The organism is Paramicrobacterium agarici (assembly GCF_002563955.1).
Taxonomy (GTDB): Bacteria; Actinomycetota; Actinomycetes; order Actinomycetales; family Microbacteriaceae; genus Paramicrobacterium; species Paramicrobacterium agarici.
Genome location: NZ_PDJE01000001.1, coordinates 2,682,786 through 2,699,580 on the forward strand (window position 1 = coordinate 2,682,786; position 16,795 = coordinate 2,699,580).

General features: G+C 62.5%; 13 protein-coding genes. 8 read left to right on the top strand and 5 right to left on the bottom strand.

The window, feature by feature from the left end:
- Positions 1–5 precede the first annotated feature (5 nt).
- The 5 genes from ATJ78_RS13145 (at position 6) to ATJ78_RS13165 (ending at position 6,411) form a co-directional block, all read left to right on the top strand.
- Positions 6–989, top strand: coding sequence for an ABC transporter permease (locus tag ATJ78_RS13145; protein WP_098408657.1), 984 nt, complete (start codon positions 6–8; stop codon positions 987–989).
- Position 990: 1 nt separating this feature from the next.
- Positions 991–1,911 (top strand): ABC transporter permease, encoded by a 921-nt coding sequence (locus tag ATJ78_RS13150; RefSeq protein ID WP_098408658.1) that lies wholly within the window; start codon positions 991–993, stop codon positions 1,909–1,911.
- Positions 1,908–3,968 (top strand): dipeptide ABC transporter ATP-binding protein, encoded by a 2,061-nt coding sequence (locus tag ATJ78_RS13155; RefSeq protein ID WP_098408659.1) that lies wholly within the window; start codon positions 1,908–1,910, stop codon positions 3,966–3,968. The genes ATJ78_RS13150 and ATJ78_RS13155 overlap by 4 nt, the downstream gene beginning before the upstream one ends.
- 109 nt (positions 3,969–4,077) lie before the next feature.
- The gene (locus ATJ78_RS13160; protein ID WP_098408660.1) at positions 4,078–5,790 is read left to right on the top strand and encodes an ABC transporter family substrate-binding protein; all 1,713 of its coding nucleotides are present in this window, start codon (positions 4,078–4,080) and stop codon (positions 5,788–5,790) included.
- A 102-nt stretch (positions 5,791–5,892) separates the two neighbouring features.
- Positions 5,893–6,411: a PH domain-containing protein gene (locus tag ATJ78_RS13165; RefSeq protein ID WP_098408661.1), complete on the top strand. Its 519-nt coding sequence runs from the start codon at positions 5,893–5,895 to the stop codon at positions 6,409–6,411.
- 1 nt (position 6,412) lies between these two features.
- Here the strand turns inward: ATJ78_RS13165 and ATJ78_RS13170 are convergent, their stop codons facing one another.
- The 5 genes from ATJ78_RS13170 to ATJ78_RS13190 all read right to left on the bottom strand — a co-directional run bounded on the left by ATJ78_RS13170 (position 6,413) and on the right by ATJ78_RS13190 (position 13,800).
- Entirely contained in the window at positions 6,413–8,125 is a 1,713-nt protein-coding gene (locus ATJ78_RS13170) for a dipeptide ABC transporter ATP-binding protein (protein WP_098408662.1), read from the bottom strand.
- A complete protein-coding gene (locus ATJ78_RS13175) occupies positions 8,122–9,060 on the bottom strand; it encodes an ABC transporter permease (protein WP_098408663.1) in 939 nt (312 codons plus the stop codon). The genes ATJ78_RS13170 and ATJ78_RS13175 overlap by 4 nt, the downstream gene beginning before the upstream one ends.
- The gene (locus ATJ78_RS13180; protein WP_098408664.1) at positions 9,053–9,979 is read right to left on the bottom strand and encodes an ABC transporter permease; all 927 of its coding nucleotides are present in this window, start codon (positions 9,977–9,979) and stop codon (positions 9,053–9,055) included. Before ATJ78_RS13180 ends, ATJ78_RS13175 begins: the two co-directional genes overlap by 8 nt.
- 124 nt (positions 9,980–10,103) lie before the next feature.
- On the bottom strand, positions 10,104–11,714 hold the full coding sequence (locus tag ATJ78_RS13185; protein WP_098408665.1) for a peptide ABC transporter substrate-binding protein: 1,611 nt from the start codon (positions 11,712–11,714) through the stop codon (positions 10,104–10,106).
- A 298-nt stretch (positions 11,715–12,012) separates the two neighbouring features.
- Positions 12,013–13,800 carry an ABC transporter family substrate-binding protein gene (locus ATJ78_RS13190; RefSeq protein WP_098408666.1) on the bottom strand — a complete coding sequence of 596 codons (1,788 nt, stop codon included), beginning with the start codon at positions 13,798–13,800 and terminating at the stop codon, positions 12,013–12,015.
- Between the two features lie 63 nt (positions 13,801–13,863).
- Between ATJ78_RS13190 and ATJ78_RS13195 the strand changes: the two genes are divergently transcribed.
- From ATJ78_RS13195 to ATJ78_RS13205, 3 genes are all read left to right on the top strand, one after another.
- Positions 13,864–14,649: a CPBP family intramembrane glutamic endopeptidase gene (locus ATJ78_RS13195; protein ID WP_098408667.1), complete on the top strand. Its 786-nt coding sequence runs from the start codon at positions 13,864–13,866 to the stop codon at positions 14,647–14,649.
- A 145-nt stretch (positions 14,650–14,794) separates the two neighbouring features.
- On the top strand, positions 14,795–15,124 hold the full coding sequence (locus ATJ78_RS13200) for a DUF485 domain-containing protein (protein ID WP_434061514.1): 330 nt from the start codon (positions 14,795–14,797) through the stop codon (positions 15,122–15,124).
- Positions 15,121–16,734, top strand: a complete 1,614-nt coding sequence (locus ATJ78_RS13205) for a monocarboxylic acid transporter (protein WP_098408669.1) — start codon at positions 15,121–15,123, stop codon at positions 16,732–16,734. The genes ATJ78_RS13200 and ATJ78_RS13205 overlap by 4 nt, the downstream gene beginning before the upstream one ends.
- Positions 16,735–16,795: the final 61 nt, after the last annotated feature.

A 16,795-nucleotide genomic window follows, 5' to 3' on the forward strand; every position in this document is an offset into this window, starting at 1 on the left:
CCAACTTGATCAAGTACCTGACCCGCCGCTTACTGGGCTGGTTGCTGATGATCGTGGTAGCGACGAATGTCACGTACTTCCTTGCGTGGGGCTTCCTCGATCCCCGAAGCAATTACGTCGGCCGGCGACCGCCTCTCAGTCCAGAGGAAGTCACGCAGCTTCTCGAGCCGCGCAATCTGAGCGACACCGTTCCGCTTGTGGAGCGCTGGTGGAACTGGTTCAGCGGCATTCTGTTCCGCTGGGACTGGGGTGTGAGCGCGGTCGGCGAGTCGGTGAACGAGCAGGTCGCGTACCGCATGTGGATCAGCGCCGAGCTGGTTCTGGGAGCGACGATCATCACGGCCGTGCTCGGAATCGCGCTCGGCGTATACACGGCATCCCGCCAGTACAAGCTCGCTGACCGCGTCGGACAGGCGACCTCGGTCGTCACCATGAACATCAACATCGTCGTGGCGGCGCTCGGCATCGTGCTTCTCGCCATCGGGTTCAACGATCTCGTCGGCGCTCGCGTGTTCTACGTCACGGGGTCGCACAGCCGAGACGTCAGCGGCTTCTTCCCCGTCGTTCTCGACGCGCTTCAGCACCTCACTCTTCCGACGCTCGCCCTCGTGCTCGTGGGCTACGCGCAGTATCACCTGCTGCAGCGCACGCTCCTGCTCGACAACATCAATGCTGATTACGTGCGCACGGCGCGCGCAAAGGGACTCACAAAGCAGAAGGCGATTCGCAAGCATGCGCTGCGCACATCGCTCATTCCCGTCGCCACACAGGTCGCCTTCACGATCCCCGCGATCTTCACGGGCGCGATCCTCACCGAGCGCATCTTCGGCTGGAATGGAATGGGCCGGTACTTTCTCGACACGATCGGCGACAATGATATCCACGGCGTCGTCGCCATCGCGGCGTTCGGCGCCGTGCTGACCGCGGCGGGCGCGATTCTTTCAGATATCGCAATCGTCGTTCTCGACCCGAGAGTGAGGGTGAGCTGACATGTCACTAGACCAGGTCCAACCGCCCGTCGGTCCCGCGACCACGGCCACGCGGATTCCCCGCAAGCGCATGTCGCTCTGGAGCTTGTACACCCGGCGGTTCGTGCGCAACAAGCCTGCGGTCGCCGGAATCGTCATCTTCATCCTGCTCGTGCTGTTCTCGGTGGTTGCACCACTCATCGCGAAGTACGACCACGTGGAGCTGGACTTCCTCAACCTGAGCTCGCCGCCGTCGGCCGAGCACTGGTTCGGCACGACGAGCGCGGGAAACGACACATTCGCGCAAGTGGCGATCGGGCTTCAGCGCTCGCTCATGATCGCGGTTTCCGTCTCGGTCGGAACAACCATCCTCTCGGCGATCGTGGGGACGGCAGCCGCATACTTCGGCGGCATGATCGAACGCGGCATCCTTCTGGTCATTCACTTCCTCATGGTGATTCCGACCTTCCTGATCCTCGCGCTCATCTCGAATGACGCGGGCGGAGACTGGCGGGTGATCTCGCTCATTCTGATCCTGACGGGCTGGTTCTTCCCGGCTCGCGTGATCTGGACGATGGCGCTGCCGCTTCGCGAGAGCGAGTACGTGAACGCGGCGCGCTACATGGGCGTTCCCGGCATGAAGATCGTGATGCGGCACCTGATTCCCAACATCGGTTCACTGCTCGTCATCAACTTCGCACTCGGAGTCGTGACGGCGGTCATGGCCGAGACAGGCCTGTCGTTCCTCGGCTTCGGCGTGAAGATTCCCGACGTGTCACTCGGTTCGCTCATCGGCTACGGTGCGAACACCATCACGAGCGCGCCGTGGCTGTTCTACTTCCCTGCAGGTGCACTCACCCTGCTCACGGTCTCGATGGCACTCGTCGCCGACGGTCTCCGTGACGCTCTCGATCCCACGTCGGCGGCAGGAGGACAAGCATGACCGCCCCGCTTCTCTCTGTCCGCGATCTTCAGGTCAGCTTCGCCTCTGAGGCCGGTACCGTCAACGCCGTGCGCGGCGTCAACTTCGACCTCGAACCCGGTCGCACGCTCGGCATTGTCGGGGAATCCGGCTCGGGCAAGTCGGTCACGTCGATGGCGATCATGGGCCTTCTCGATGAGAACGCCAAGATCACCGGATCCATCGAGTTCGACGGGCAGGAGCTCCTGGGCAAGACCGACAAGCAGATGTCGACCATTCGCGGCAACGACATTGCCATGATCTTCCAGGATCCGCTCGCGGCTCTCACTCCCGTCTTCACGATCGGCGATCAGATCGTCGAGGCGCTCGTCACGCATCAGAAAATGTCTCAGGGCGACGCGTGGAAGCGCGGGATCGAGTTGCTGGGACTCGTCGGCATTCCGACGCCCGAGCGGCGCATGAAGTCGTTCCCCCACGAGTTCTCGGGCGGCATGCGGCAACGCGTCGTGATTGCCATGGCGATGGCGAATAATCCCAAGCTGATCATCGCCGACGAGCCGACGACAGCCCTCGACGTTACGATCCAGGCGCAGATCCTCGATCTCATCGCGACGGCGCAGCGTGAAACGGGTGCCGCTGTCGTCATGATCACGCACGACATGGGTGTTGTCGCGAAGACGGCAGACGACGTGCTCGTAATGTACGCGGGCAAGCCCGTGGAGCAGGCGCCCGTCGACGAGCTGTTCCATCGCACGCGTATGCCGTATTCCATCGGCCTTCTGGGCGCGATCCCCCGCGTCGATAAGAAAGACAAAGAGCCTCTCATTCCGATCAAGGGAAATCCTCCCTTGCTCGTGAACCTTCCCGACGCGTGCCCCTTCGCGCCTCGCTGCCCGATCGCCGTCGAGGCCTGCGTCAAGGGCGAGCCGCAGCTTCTGCCCGCCAATACCGACGCCGGCGATCGGCACAAGGTCGCGTGCATCCGAGCGGATGAGATCGACAACGACGGGCTCATCGACGGCGAACCGGTGTACCCGCCGCCGCCGGTGCTCGAGAGCAGCCTCGATCGCATTCCGCGTGAAGAGCGCGACATCACCCTCGATGTCGACAATCTGTCGAAGACGTTCCCCCTGCTCAAGGGCGCCTTCCTCAAGCGGCGCGTGGGCGACGTGCACGCCGTGCGCGGCATCTCGTTCGACATCCGCAAGGGCGAGACGATGGCAATCGTCGGTGAGTCAGGATGCGGTAAGACGACGACGCTGCTGCAGATCATGGACCTCGTCAAACAGTCGAACGGCGAGATCACGATCGGCGGCACCAAGGTGTCTGAGCTGCGCGGAGCGCGCCAGGAGCGCGCGCTTCGACGCGACATCCAGATTGTGTTCCAAGACCCGATGGGCGCGCTTGATCCGCGCATGACGGTCTCTGATGTGATCGCTGAGCCGCTGCGCGCGATCGGACGGTCTCGAGAAGAAACCGACGCGCGCGTCGACGAGTTGATGGATCTTGTCGGGCTCGACCCCGCGCACAGCGCGCGGTTCCCCTCGGCGTTCTCGGGCGGTCAGCGCCAGCGCATCGGCATCGCCCGAGCACTGGCCACGAATCCGCAGGTCGTCGTGCTCGACGAGCCGGTCTCAGCCCTCGACGTGTCGATCCAGGCTGGCGTCATCAACCTGCTCGACGAACTCAAGGCGAAGCTGGGGCTGTCGTACCTGTTCGTTGCACACGATCTGTCTGTCGTGCGCCACATCGCCGACCGCGTCGCCGTCATGTATCTCGGTGCGTTTGTCGAGCACGGCGACGTCGACAAGGTATTCGACGACCCGCAGCATCCGTATACCCGAGCGCTTCTCTCGGCGATTCCGGTGCCGGACCCCGAGATCGAGCGCACGCGAGAGCGCATCGTACTCGAGGGCGACCTTCCCAGCCCGACAGAGTGGCGCGAGGGATGCGCGTTTGTCTCGCGATGCCCGCTCTATAAGACGCTGAGTCCCGAGAAGCAACGACGCTGCGAGGGCGAGGTACCTCTGCTCACGGGAGAAGAGGGCGTGCACGTCAACGCCTGCCACTGGCGATAACGGTTCCGAAACAGTTTGCTGATTCCGGGAGGGTCCGTAGTTTATGACCCCTAACTGGATATAGTCTGCAATCAACCCTGAACAAGCCGAAAGGCATAGAAGGAGCACCATGAAAAGGCACCAGAAGCTGATGAGCATTGCCGCCGTCAGCGGGGCCCTCGCACTCGTCATGAGCGGTTGTGCGTCGGGCGATACCGGTGACAGCACCGGAGGTAATGACAAGAAGACTGAGGTCTCGCAGGCGGACTACAACCCGCAGCCGCGAGAGAATCTCAAGCAGGGCGGAGACGTCGCCTTCGCGATCAACGAGATCACCCCTCAGATGAACCCCTTCCACGGAGATGCGAGCGCCGACACCACGCGCCTTGCTTCCTGGTATACCCCTCAGGTCTTCCTGATGGACCCGGACGGCACTCCGAAGCCGAACCCCGCCTACCTTGAGTCGTGGGAGATCGGCGAAGAGGGCGGCAACACCGTCATCAACGGCACGGTCAACGCAGACGCCGTGTGGAACGACGGGTCGCCCATCGACTGGACCGCGTTCGAGCAGACGTGGATCGCCAACCGCTCCTACGACGAGGGCTACACGCCGAACGCGACGGACGGCTACAAGGAGATCGCCTCGGTTGAGCAGGGCGAAACGGCAAAGGACGTCGTCGTGACGTTCGACGGTCAATTCGCGTGGCCGCAGATGGTATTTCTGACCGGCATCATCAACCCCCACGTGAACACCCCGGAGATCTTCAACGAGGGATTCATCGAGGAGCCGCACGCCGAATGGGGTGCCGGGCCGTACAAGGTGGAGGAGTACGACTCCAAGGGCCAGGTCATGACGTTCGTTCCGAACGAGAACTGGTGGGGCAACGAGCCTCTTCTCGACGAGGTGACGTTCCGCGGTCTTGATGACTCCGCGTCGATCAACGCGTTCAAGAACGGCGAGATCGACATGGTCGGCGTCGGCACCAAGGACCGCCTTGAGCAGGTTTCGGACATGGAAGGCATCGAGATCTACCGTGCCATGCAGACGGCGAACACCCTTCTCGAGGTCGACTCCGAGAAGCCGCAGTTCAAGGACCTCGAGGTTCGCAAGGCGTTCTACATGGGCCTCAACGTCGAACAACAGATGAAGATCGCCTGGAATGGACTCGACTACACCGAGGAGCCGGGCGGATCGTTCGTGCTCTACTCTTTCCAGCCGCACTTCAAGAACTCTGTTGTGGAAGCCGGATGGGAGTACAACCCCGACAAGGCGAACGAGATCCTCGACGAGGCCGGCTGGACCCTGAATGACGACGGCGTCCGTGAGAAGGACGGCGTCAAGCTCGAGGTCACGTACCCGATCTTCGGTGACGACCCGACGCTCAAGGCTGGAGCGCAGTCGCTGCAGCAGATGATGAAGGAGATCGGTTTCAAGGTCAACATCGATGTCCGCTCTCCCCAGGACTTCTCGACGGACTACACGTCGAAGAACTGGGACATCATGTCGCTGCGCTTCACGGCGTCCGACCCCTTCGGTGCTGCCTGGTTCTGCCAGCTGTACTGCTCGAACAGTGGTCTGAACCTGTCGGCGACGGGAACGGAAGAGATCGACAAGCGCATTCACGAGGAGCTCGAGTCGATCACCGATTCCGAGGAGCAGACGGTCAAGGCCATGGAGATGGAAGCAGAGATCATGTCGGAGACATGGGGCATCTTCCCGCTCTACAACGGCCCGTCGATCTCGGCCGTCAAGGAGGGCCTTGCCAACCTGACCCCCGAGCCCTACGTGGGTCTCGACCTCTTCGGCGTCACGCCCGTTGAGAACGTGGGCTGGGAGAAGTAAGCACCTCTCATTCAGCACAGCGGGGCCGGTGGTTCAAACCACCGGCCCCGCTTTCGTGTGCCAATACAACGTCGGGCTCAGTGCAGCCGATACTCTAGAAGGATGCCGCAGCGCTCCGTCACGTACCGCTCATCGTTCAGCATCGGCCTCGTCATCATCGTGGCCGTCCTCGCCGCGTTTCTCACCGTCGATGCCGCTGTCAGAGGCTTCTGGAACATCGCGCTGCTCACGGCACTGTGGTCGATCGCGGTTGTCGCTCCCCTGACGCTGTTCCTCGCACTGCCGCGCCTCACGGCCGACGAGGCCGGGCTGACGTGCGTCGGACCCTTCACGACCTGGGTGATCCCGTGGAGCAAGGTCGACACGATTCGCACGCGCCGCCTGCTTCTCGTCGAGACGACGGAAGGCACAGTCGTCACGCTCTTCTCCGTGCCCGGACGACCGACGGGAGCTCGCGCAGCACAGTCGACGGACCTCGGCGACGAGGTCGAGGCGATTCGTCGCGATTGGGAGGGACGCAGCAGCCCCGACGCGGTGATCACGCGACGTCTTCACGTGCGCGGACTCACCATCGTCGGGGCTGCGGTGCTCGCCGCGGTTGCGGCGTCGATTGTGCTCTGAGTCAGGCTCCGAGCGGAATGTTGGCTCCGGGAATCGCGTCGAGCAGGTTGCGGGTGTAGCTCTCGCGCGGATTGCCGAATACCTCGTCAGTGGATCCGGTCTCGACGATCTCCCCCTTCTGCATCACCACGACGTTGTCAGCGATGACGCGGACGACAGCGAGGTCATGAGTGATGAACAGGTACGTCAGGCCCAGCTCCGACTGTAGCTCGGCCAGCAGCTGCAGAATCTGCGCCTGCACGAGCACGTCGAGCGCAGAAACAGCCTCATCGAGCACGACGATGTCGGGTTTGAGCGCGAGAGCACGTGCGATCGCGATGCGCTGGCGCTGCCCGCCGGAAAGCTCATTCGGGTAGCGGTTGATGAGCTGCTGCGGCAGAGCAACCTGGTCAAGCAGCTCACGCACACGCTTGCCGCGGTCTGCTGCCGAGCCAACCTTGTGAATGCGCAACGGCTCCCCGATGATGTCGGCAATGTTGCGCATTGGGTCGAGCGACCCATACGGGTCCTGGAAGACCGGCTGCATTCGCCGCCGCAGAGTCATGAGACCCGAACGCGACATCGCCGCCAGGTTGTCCCCGTCGATCGCGATGCTGCCGCTCGTGATGGTCTCGAGCCCGAGTGCCATTTTCGCGATCGTCGATTTACCGGAACCCGACTCCCCCACGAGCGCTGTCGTGGTGCCCTTCGCGACGGAGAAGCTCACGTCGTTGACGGCCGTGAAGTTCTCAGACCGGAAATTTCCCCGTCTGATCTTGAACACCTTCGTGAGGTTCGACACTTCGATGACCGGCGTCGTCGTGTCGGCGATGTCTTCGATCTCTTCGGCCCGCTCTTCTGCAGCCTGAGCGAGGTCGAACTCCCCGCCGAGGTCTTCGACCGGCTTGTGCTCGACGGCCGCCTGAATGCGCTGCGAGGCAAGACTCGGAGCGGCGGCGACGAGACGCTGGGTGTACGGATGCTGCGGGTTCTGCAGAATCTCCCTGCTGTCGCCCGCTTCGACGATGTTTCCCTTGTACATCACGATGAGCTTCTCGGCGCGCTCCGCCGCAAGCCCGAGATCGTGAGTGATGAAGAGAACAGCGGTGTTGTTGAGCATCGTGAGCTCAGCGAGGTTGTCGAGGATCACGCGCTGCACGGTCACGTCGAGGGCCGATGTCGGCTCGTCGGCGATCAGGAGCTTCGGGCTGGCCGAGAGGCCGATCCCGATGAGCACACGCTGACGCATTCCCCCCGAGAACTGGTGAGGAAACTGCTTGAGGCGCCGCTCGGCGTCGTCAAGACCGGCCTGTTTCAGCACATCGACCGCGTGCTTCTCAACGTCGCGCTTCGATGTCGCGACGCCGTTTGCACGGATCGCCTCCTTTACCTGGAAGCCGACCGACCACACGGGGTTGAGGTTTGACATCGGGTCTTGCGGAACAAAGCCGATCTCGCGCCCTCGAACGGACTCGATCTCTCGCGACGAGAGCTTCGCGAGATCACGCCCCTCGAACATCACCTCGCCGCCCGTGATTTTTCCGTTCTCGGGCAACAGGTTGATGATTCCGTGAGCGGTCGTGGACTTGCCCGAGCCCGACTCGCCGACGATGGCGACGGTCTCGCCGGGCATCACGTCGAAGGAGACGCCGTGCAGCGCTTCGGCGAAGCCGTTCTGCGTCGAGAACCCGATGGTGAGGTCTCTGATGCTCAGCAGTGGTTCTGAGGCGTTCATCGCGTCCTCGCTTTCGGGTCGAGGGCGTCGCGCAGCACTTCGCCGAGCATGATGAATGCCAGTACGGCGACCGTCAGTGCGATCGAGGGATAGATGAGTGCCATGGGCGCCGTTCGCAGCGTGGTTTGGGCATCGCTGATGTCGTTGCCCCACGACATGACAGAGGAGTCCATTCCGACACCGAGGAACGACAGCGTCGCTTCACCCACCATGGCAAGCCCGAGGTTCAACGTCGTGACCACGATGACGGGCATGAGCGAGTTGGGCAGAACGTGCGACATCATGGTCGTGAAGCGCGAGCGCCCGAGAGCGATCGCTGCCATGACGTAGTCCTGGTTCTTCACGCGGAGCACCTCGGACCGCAGAATGCGGGCGACGGAGGCCCAGGCGAATCCACCGATTGCCAGGGAGATCGTCCACACGTTGCGGTAGTCGGAGAAGACCGACATCACAACGACAGCGGCAAGGATGTACGGGATTGAGAAGAAGATGTCGCCGATGCGCGAGAGCACCGAGTCGGTCCAGCCTCCGTAGAATCCCGCGAAGATGCCGAAGAGCACGCCGAGAAAGCTTCCGAGCAGCGTCGAGATGATTCCGACGGCGAGCGATGTCTGAGCCCCCCAGACGATGCGTGCCCAGATGTCGCAGCCCTGGCGGGTGAACCCGAGGATGTGATCGCCCTGCGGTCCCGCGTTGCTGTTGGCAAGGGTGCAGCCCTGGGTCGGCGACACGTGCGTGAACCAGGTCGGGAAGAGCGCCATCGCGATGAAGACGAGAGCGATAACAGCGGAGATGTAGAACAGCGGGCGCCGACGAATGGACCGCCAGGCGTCGCGCCACATGCTGCCCGGCTTCTCTCCGAGCTTGACGGAGTCGACCTCGACGACGGGGGTCTTGTCGACGGGTGCGACATAGTGAGGTATCTGCTTAGACATAGCGAATCCTGGGGTCGAGCACGGCGTAGAGCAGGTCTACGAGAATGTTGAGGAAGACGTAGAAGATCACCAGAACGGTGACGAACGACACGACGGTCGGGCGCTCCCCTCGAACAATCGCCTGGAAGAGGGTATTTCCGACGCCGGGAACGTTGAAGATTCCCTCGGTGACGGTCGCACCCACAATGAGGATTCCGAAGTTCGTCGCAGAGTTGGTGACGACGGGAATCAGGGAGTTGCGCAGCACGTGCACGGGAATGACGCGTCTGCGACTCAGGCCTTTGGAGTACGCGGTGCGCACGAAGTCGTTGCCGAGCGTCTCGACTGTCGATCCGCGCATGAGACGCATACTCGTGGCATAGAGACTCAGCGCAAGCACGATCGCGGGAAGAAGCATGTTCCACCACGCGGTGTTGCCGCCAACGGTCGGACTCGCCAAGCCCCACTGGATCGCGACGAAGAACTGCGCGAGAAACGCAATGACGAAGATCGGGAGCGACATGAGCACGAGGCTGACGACGAGCATCGCGTTGTCGAAGAATTTGCCCTTGCGGATGCCGCTGAACAGTCCGATCGTGATCGACAGAATCAGCTCGAGCGCGACCGCCATGACGGCGAGCTTGAGAGTGACGGGGAACGTCTTGACGAGAATCGCCGAGACCTCTCGACCCGAGTAGCTGATGCCGAGGTTGCCCTGGAAGATATCGCCGATGTACAGCAGATACTGCACGATGAAGGGCTTGTCGAGGTTGTACTGGGCTCTCAGCGCTTCAAGAACCGCCGGGTTGGGGGTCTTCTCGCCGAACAGGGCCAGGAGTGGATCTCCCGGCATGGCGAAGACCATGAAGTAGATGAGGAAGGTCGTGCCGAAGAAGACGGGAACGGCCTGCAGAAGTCGAAGCAGGATGTATCTGAGCATGTGGCGCTCACCCTGCCGTTCGTCGTGGGCTCATAGGTGTACTGCCGTTTCGAGGGGGTTGTCGGGCGGCTCGCAGGTGGGGTGGTGCAGCAGAACTGCACCACCCCACGCTACGCCAGGCTCGTTATGCCTGCTTGGTGATCTGGTAGTAAAGCGGAACGGAGTTCCAGCCGAACTCGACGTTGTCGACAAGTGTCGAGTACCCGCCGACCACGTTCTGGTACCAGAGCGGGATCGCCGGAAGGTCCTTCAGAAGCACTTCCTGTGCCTCCTGGAACTTCTGGTTGGCGACCTCGGGATCGGTCGTGCTGATGCCCTCCTGGATCAGCGAGTCGAATTCCTCGCTGGAGTAGTCACCGTCGTTCGAGCCTGCGCCCGTGGCGTACAGCGGCCCCAGGAAGTTGTACAGACCCGGGTAGTCAGCCTGCCAGCCGCTGCGTGCGGCGCCGTCGATCGTGCGCTCCGTCACGTCAGTGCGCAGCTCAGCGAACGTGGGGTACGCCTTGCCCTCGGCCTTGATGCCCAGAACGTTCGAGATGCTGTTGCACACAGCGTCAACCCACGCCTGGTGGCCTCCATCGGAGTTGTATGCGATGGAGAAGGTACCCTCCCACGGGCTGATCTCGTCGGCCTGTGCCCAGAGATCCTTGGCCTTCTCTTCGTTGAACTCGAGAACCTCAGAGCCCTCAAGGTCATCGCTCCAGCCGTCGATGACCGGCGACGTGAAGTCGCTGGCCGGCGTGCGGGTTCCCTGGAAGATCACGTCGGTGATCTCGTCACGGTTGATGGCCATCGACAGCGCCTGTCGACGCAGCTGGCCCTCTTCGCCGTCGAAGTGCTCGAGGAACTGCCCGATCGTGAACGACTGGAACAGCGCTGACGGCTGGTTGACGGCGCGGTCGCCCAGGTCGCTCTCGTACGAGGCGAACGCCGAGTCGGGGATCTGGTCGAGCACGTCGAGCTGATCCGAGAGCAGGTCTGCGTAGGCAGCATCCTGGTTGGCGTAGAACTTGATCGTCAGACCACCGTTCTGTGCCTCACGCTCGCCCTTGTAGTCCTCGTTCTTGACGAGGTCGATCTTGACGTCGTGCTCCCACGCGTTCTCACCCGCGAGCTTGTACATACCATTGCCGATCGGGTTCTCACCGAACGCGTCCATGTCTTCGAAGGCGACCGAGGGAAGCGGGTAGAACGCCGAGTAGCCGAGGCGCTGACCGAAGTCAGAAGCCGCGTGCTTGAGCGTCACCGTGAAGTGGTAGTCGTCGATGATCTCGAGACCGGTCAGCTCGCTGTCTTCGTCCCAACTGAAGCCCTCGATGTCTTCGAAGAAGTACGACGACAGCTGCTCGTTGCTGAGAAGCGCGCCGTAGTTCCATGCGTCGACGAAGGACTTGGCCGTGACCTCTTCACCGTTGGTGAACTTCCAGCCCTCGTTGAGCTTGATGTCCCACACGATGCTGTCTTCGGTCTCGATCGACTTGGCGACCTCGTTGTGCACGGCGCCTTCGGCGTCGTAGTAGATCAGCCCGGCGAAGATGGCGTCAAGAATCTTGCCACCACCGACCTCGTTGGTGTTTGTAGGGATGAGCGGATTCTGGGGCTCGTTTCCGTTCGTGGTGATGATCGCAGCGTCGTCGCTCGATCCACCACCTTCGCTGCCGCCGCCATTTGAGCAGCCAGCAAGCGCGAGAGCCGCAACGCTGGCCACCGCTGTAGCGGTGAGCAGGCGCCGCATCCGCGACGTCGTATTTCTCACTGTTCCTCCTGTGCAAGGTGAATGCTGCAGCGCAAAGGGCCGCACTGCCGCAAAGTAATAGCACGACACTAGGCGCAACAGACACGTGCGCACAACGCGCACCGACGGGAATGTTACCCCCCATCCACGTATTTGAAAGAATTTTGTTTGAAATGCACGAATAGTGCGGGCTGAGGCGTCGCCGTGAAGATGCTTCGATCAGTCCCGCTTCGTTCGGGATTTCCGCCATTGATTCACGACTGCTGCTCAGCAAGCGACCAGTTACGGGTGGCGTTCGTCATGGCGCGTGCCATTTCCAGACGTTCCAGTACAGAGTCGGCGCGAGCACGATCGGGTCGACGCCCGTGACAGCATCCGGGTTGAAAGCCGTGATCGACGGAAACTGATACAGCGGCATTCCGTAGAAATCGGACCAGAGCGTCTCGTCGACGCGCGTGAGAAGTTCGGTCTTCTTCTCGGCATCCTCAAGTGTCGCGAGTTGCCGGTACGCATCGTCGATCGCGCTGCTCGCGTACCCGTTGAGGTTGTTGCGACCGTCGGTGACGTACCGGCTCGCTGAATCCGCGATGCTCGTGCTCGTCGACTCCCACGCGAACAGCGCTGCATCGTACTTGCCCGGCACGCCGAGAAGCTCGCGCCAGTTCTGCGTTCCGCAATCGGTCACCGCGAACCCGGCCTTCTTCGCCGACTCGGCGATGAGAGAGAACTCCGTCACCCGGCGAGGGTTGTTCGCAGCATAGAGAATGCAGACCTCTGGCGACTCGGTCTTTGCCTGATCGAGCAGCCGCTTTGCTCCCTCAATATCAACGTCAGCGAAGGCGGATGCTGCGTCATCTGCGTTGTCGTAGCCGGCCATGCCCGGTGTGAAGACGAACGAATTGCGAACCTGCGCGTCTGCCCCGGCGATCGGTGTGACGAGTTCGTCGACGATCTTCTGCCGCGGAATGGTCTTGAGAAACGCCTCACGCACACGGGGATCGTCGAAGACAGCGCTCGATGAGCCGTCGAATTGCAGATCGATGTGCTCAAAGCTCGCGACGAAACCCGTCAGCACGCTCGCGCCTTCGACGCTCGAGAGCGCCTCGGTCACCTCTGGCGTCGCCTGTGGCGAGATCACGTCGACATCGCCGGCCGCGAGTGCATCGACGGCTTGGGACGGCGACTCGTGATAGTCGAGCTGCACGCGCCGGATCGCGGGCGAATGGTCTCCGCGGTACTCGGGGTTCGCCGTGAGCGTGATGCCGGAGTCGGGGTCGATGTCATCGACCATGTAGGGACCGCTTGAGAGCATGACCGCACTCGGGTCGTCGACGTTCTTGAGTGAGAACCCCGTGTTCCAGAACGAAGCGATGCTGCTGAGGGCTTTGTCGTCTCCCGACGTGATCGCCTGAACAACCGCCTCTTTCGCGGACTCGGCATCGTCTTCGCCCAGCGCCTTCTTCGCAACGACGTGCGCCGGCAGCGGCGGGGGCAGCGCGATCTTCCAGCCGGTGATCGGCTGCGAATACGTGACCGTCATCGAACGGCCGTCGTCGCCCAGTTGCGGAACATCACGTGCGAGGCCCAGTCCCATGTCGGGCCGCGCCCCGGAGTCGAAGAAGACCGTGCCATCGGGAAGCGCGGCAGCGGGGTCGTCGTCGAGCGCACTTCGGTACTCCTGAACGTCGACGCCTTCTGAATCGAGAGCTCGCGAGTTCGCGGCCCAGTCGAGAAGCAGATCAGCGGCATCGACGGGCGTGCCGTCAGACCACGTTGCGTCGTCGCTGATCGTGTACCGCACGACGAGAGGCTCGTCTGAGATCTTCTCGACAGTGCCGAACGAGGTGTCCTCGACGACGTCGAGGTTCGCGTCGTATGACGTGAAATTCGACAGAGTCATTGCCGTGACGTTGCCGTTTCCGCTCGCGGCACCGGTCGGCGTCATGGTGTTATATGAACTGAATCGCTCGGCGGTCCCGATCGTGACGTCGGACTCCGGGTCCGGCTGCGGCGACGTGCACCCCGCCAGGGTGGAAACCGCGATGAGCGCGGCTGCCGCCACGGCGAATATTCGCCTGACTCGCATTCGACCTCCCCTGACGAAACGCTACACTGGCGCCATCCCTCGACCCTGGACGGAATCTCCAGAATGACATCTGCCGGCATCGAACGCTCTCGCCCCGAACGCGCTCGGCTGTGGTGGGAGATCGGGATCGTCCTCGCGCTTTCTGTCGGAGCATCCGCCGTCTACTCGATCCTCACAATCATTCGTCGCGTGGCAGCGGAAGCGGCACTCGCAGACCAGTCAGCGGCGCTCAATACGTCGCAGAGCACCGATGAGTGGGTTGACCTCACATACCAGCTCGTCGGCATCGCTCTCGGCCTCGCCCCGGTCGCGCTCGCGCTCTACCTGCTGTGGCGCCCCGGAGTTTCGGCGTTCTCTCGCGTCGGTCTCGATCTGAGCCGTCCGGCACGGGATCTCGGCTGGGGTTTCGCCCTGTTCGCCATCATCGGCGTTCCCGGAATCGCGCTATATGCCGTCGGGCGCATGCTGGGAATCACGGTGGCTGTTCAAGCATCGGGGCTCGGCGATTACTGGTGGAGCATTCCCGTACTCGTGCTCTCGGCTTTGCGCGCGGCACTCGTCGAGGAGATCATCGTCGTCGGGTATCTGTTCACGCGTTTGCGCGAACTCGCGTGGAATCGCTGGGTGATCATCGGAGCTGCGGCCGTGCTGCGGGGCAGCTACCACCTCTACCAGGGCTTCGGTCCGTTTATCGGAAACGTCGCCATGGGCGTCGTTTTCGGCTGGATGTACACACGCTTCGGACGAGTTGCGCCGCTTGTTGTCGCGCATCTTCTGCTCGACATCGTCTCGTTCGTCGGGTACCCGATCGCGGTTGCGCTCCTCCCGGGCATCTTCGGCACCGCGTAGTTTCGAAAACGCTCTTTCGCCTCACTGCTGGGGTTCGGTAGTCTCCCCACACGACACATCGTTGTGCCGCCCGATAGCCGGGTGCACATGATCAAGGAGGATCGTGGTTCCAGCAACCGACCCGCCCCGCGACACGCAGACTGCGATCGATTACCCGGCCGTTCAGGCGTCGGAGGAATTCGGCGAACTGCGCAAAAGGCATCGCAGCTTCGCCTTTCCGCTCGCCGTCGCGTTTCTCGTCTGGTATTTCGCCTACGTACTGCTCGCTGACTACGCGCACGACTTCATGTCGACGCCCGTGATCGGCAACATCAACGTCGGCGTCATCCTCGGACTCGCGCAGTTCGTCACCACGTTCGGCATCACCATGTGGTACGTCAGCTACGCGAATCGAAAGCTCGACCCATTGGCAACGAGCATCAGGAGCGACCTCGAGAATCAGGATCCGCAGGCGCGAGAGGAGGCGCGTTCATGAGCGACCATGTCGTCGCGGCCGCCGCAACGGAAACCATCGGCGAACCGCTGCTGAACATCGGCATCTTCGCCGCGTTCGTCGCCATCACGCTCATTGTCGTGCTGCGTGCGAGCCGCAACAACAAAACGGCGGCCGACTACTACGCCGGCGGACGATCATTCTCCGGGGGCCAGAACGGAACGGCAATCGCGGGTGACTACCTGTCGGCCGCGTCGTTCCTCGGAATCTGCGGCGCCATTGCCGTGAACGGATACGACGGGTTCCTGTACTCCATCGGGTTTCTCGTCGCGTGGCTCGTCGCTCTGCTGCTCGTCGCCGAGCTGCTGCGCAACACCGGCAAGTTCACAATGGCGGATGTCCTGAGCTTCCGCCTCAAGCAGCGTCCCGTTCGCATGGCCGCAGCGCTGTCGACTCTCGCGGTGTGCCTGTTCTACCTGCTCGCGCAGATGGCGGGAGCCGGAGGGCTCGTCTCGCTTTTGCTCGGTATCCACGAAGAGATCGGGCAGTCGATCGTCATCGCCGTAGTCGGGACGCTCATGATCCTCTACGTGCTCATCGGAGGCATGAAGGGAACCACGTGGGTGCAGATCATCAAGGGCGCACTTCTGATCACGGGAGCCGCGGTCATGACCGTCTGGGTTCTTGCGCTCAACGGCTTCAACCTCTCGGAGCTGCTCGGAAACGCCGCAGCTGTTGCCGGGCCGGAGATTCTCGAACCGGGCATGAAGTACGGCGCCAGCGAAACGTCGAAGCTCGATTTCGTCTCGCTCGCCCTCGCCCTCGTGCTGGGAACGGCGGGACTCCCCCACGTGCTCATGCGCTTCTACACCGTTCCGACCGCAAAGGAGGCTCGTCGAAGCGTTGTCTGGGCGATCTGGCTCATCGGGCTCTTCTACCTGTTCACGCTGGTGCTCGGGTACGGCGCCGTCACGCTCGTGGGCGCTGACCGCATCCTTGCCGCCCCCGGTGGAGTCAACTCGGCCGCGCCGATGCTGGCCTTCGAGCTCGGCGGTGCGTGGCTGCTCGGCATCATCGCCGCTGTCGCGTTTGCGACGATCCTCGCGGTCGTCGCCGGCCTCACGATTACGGCGGCGACGTCGTTCGCGCACGACATCTACACGAATGTCGTCAAGCGCGGGCAGGCGTCGCAGGGAAAGGAGGTGCGCGTCGCCCGCATCACGGTCATCGTGATCGGCATCCTCTCGATCATCGGTGGCATCGGCGTGCAGGGGCAGAACATTGCGTTCCTGGTCGCACTTGCCTTCGCCATCGCGGCGAGCGCGAACCTGCCGACGATTCTCTACTCGCTGTTCTGGAAGAGGTTCAACACGCGAGGGGCGCTCTGGAGCATGTACGGCGGACTCGGCGCAGCCCTGCTGCTGATCGTGCTCTCACCGGTGTTCTCCGGCACCGACACCTCGGTGTTCTCTGACGTCAACTTCGCCATCTTCCCGTTGCAGAACCCCGGAATCATCTCGATTCCGCTCGGGTTCGCGCTGGGCTGGCTGGGCACGATCACGTCGAAGACCCCGGAAGACCCGCGTATCGCGGCCGAGATGGAGGTGCGTTCACTCACGGGTCACGGTGCAGAAAAGGCCGTGGAGCACTAGGAGCACCAGCGCCCTGAGGCGGCTCAGGGCGAAACAGAGGATGCTGGTGTCGAAGCACTGC

Excerpts from the sequence above, each read along its gene's own strand:
- ATJ78_RS13195 (WP_098408667.1), top strand. The coding sequence starts at position 13,864 with ATGACATCTGCCGGCATCGAACGCTCTCGCCCCGAACGCGCTCGGCTG.
- ATJ78_RS13150 (WP_098408658.1), top strand. The coding sequence starts at position 991 with ATGTCACTAGACCAGGTCCAACCGCCCGTCGGTCCCGCGACCACGGCC.
- ATJ78_RS13165 (WP_098408661.1), top strand. The coding sequence starts at position 5,893 with ATGCCGCAGCGCTCCGTCACGTACCGCTCATCGTTCAGCATCGGCCTC.
- ATJ78_RS13160 (WP_098408660.1), top strand. The coding sequence starts at position 4,078 with ATGAAAAGGCACCAGAAGCTGATGAGCATTGCCGCCGTCAGCGGGGCC.
- ATJ78_RS13170 (WP_098408662.1), bottom strand. The coding sequence starts at position 8,125 with ATGAACGCCTCAGAACCACTGCTGAGCATCAGAGACCTCACCATCGGG.
- ATJ78_RS13185 (WP_098408665.1), bottom strand. The coding sequence starts at position 11,714 with ATGCGGCGCCTGCTCACCGCTACAGCGGTGGCCAGCGTTGCGGCTCTC.
- ATJ78_RS13155 (WP_098408659.1), top strand. The coding sequence starts at position 1,908 with ATGACCGCCCCGCTTCTCTCTGTCCGCGATCTTCAGGTCAGCTTCGCC.
- ATJ78_RS13205 (WP_098408669.1), top strand. The coding sequence starts at position 15,121 with ATGAGCGACCATGTCGTCGCGGCCGCCGCAACGGAAACCATCGGCGAA.
- ATJ78_RS13190 (WP_098408666.1), bottom strand. The coding sequence starts at position 13,800 with ATGCGAGTCAGGCGAATATTCGCCGTGGCGGCAGCCGCGCTCATCGCG.
- ATJ78_RS13175 (WP_098408663.1), bottom strand. The coding sequence starts at position 9,060 with ATGTCTAAGCAGATACCTCACTATGTCGCACCCGTCGACAAGACCCCC.
- ATJ78_RS13180 (WP_098408664.1), bottom strand. The coding sequence starts at position 9,979 with ATGCTCAGATACATCCTGCTTCGACTTCTGCAGGCCGTTCCCGTCTTC.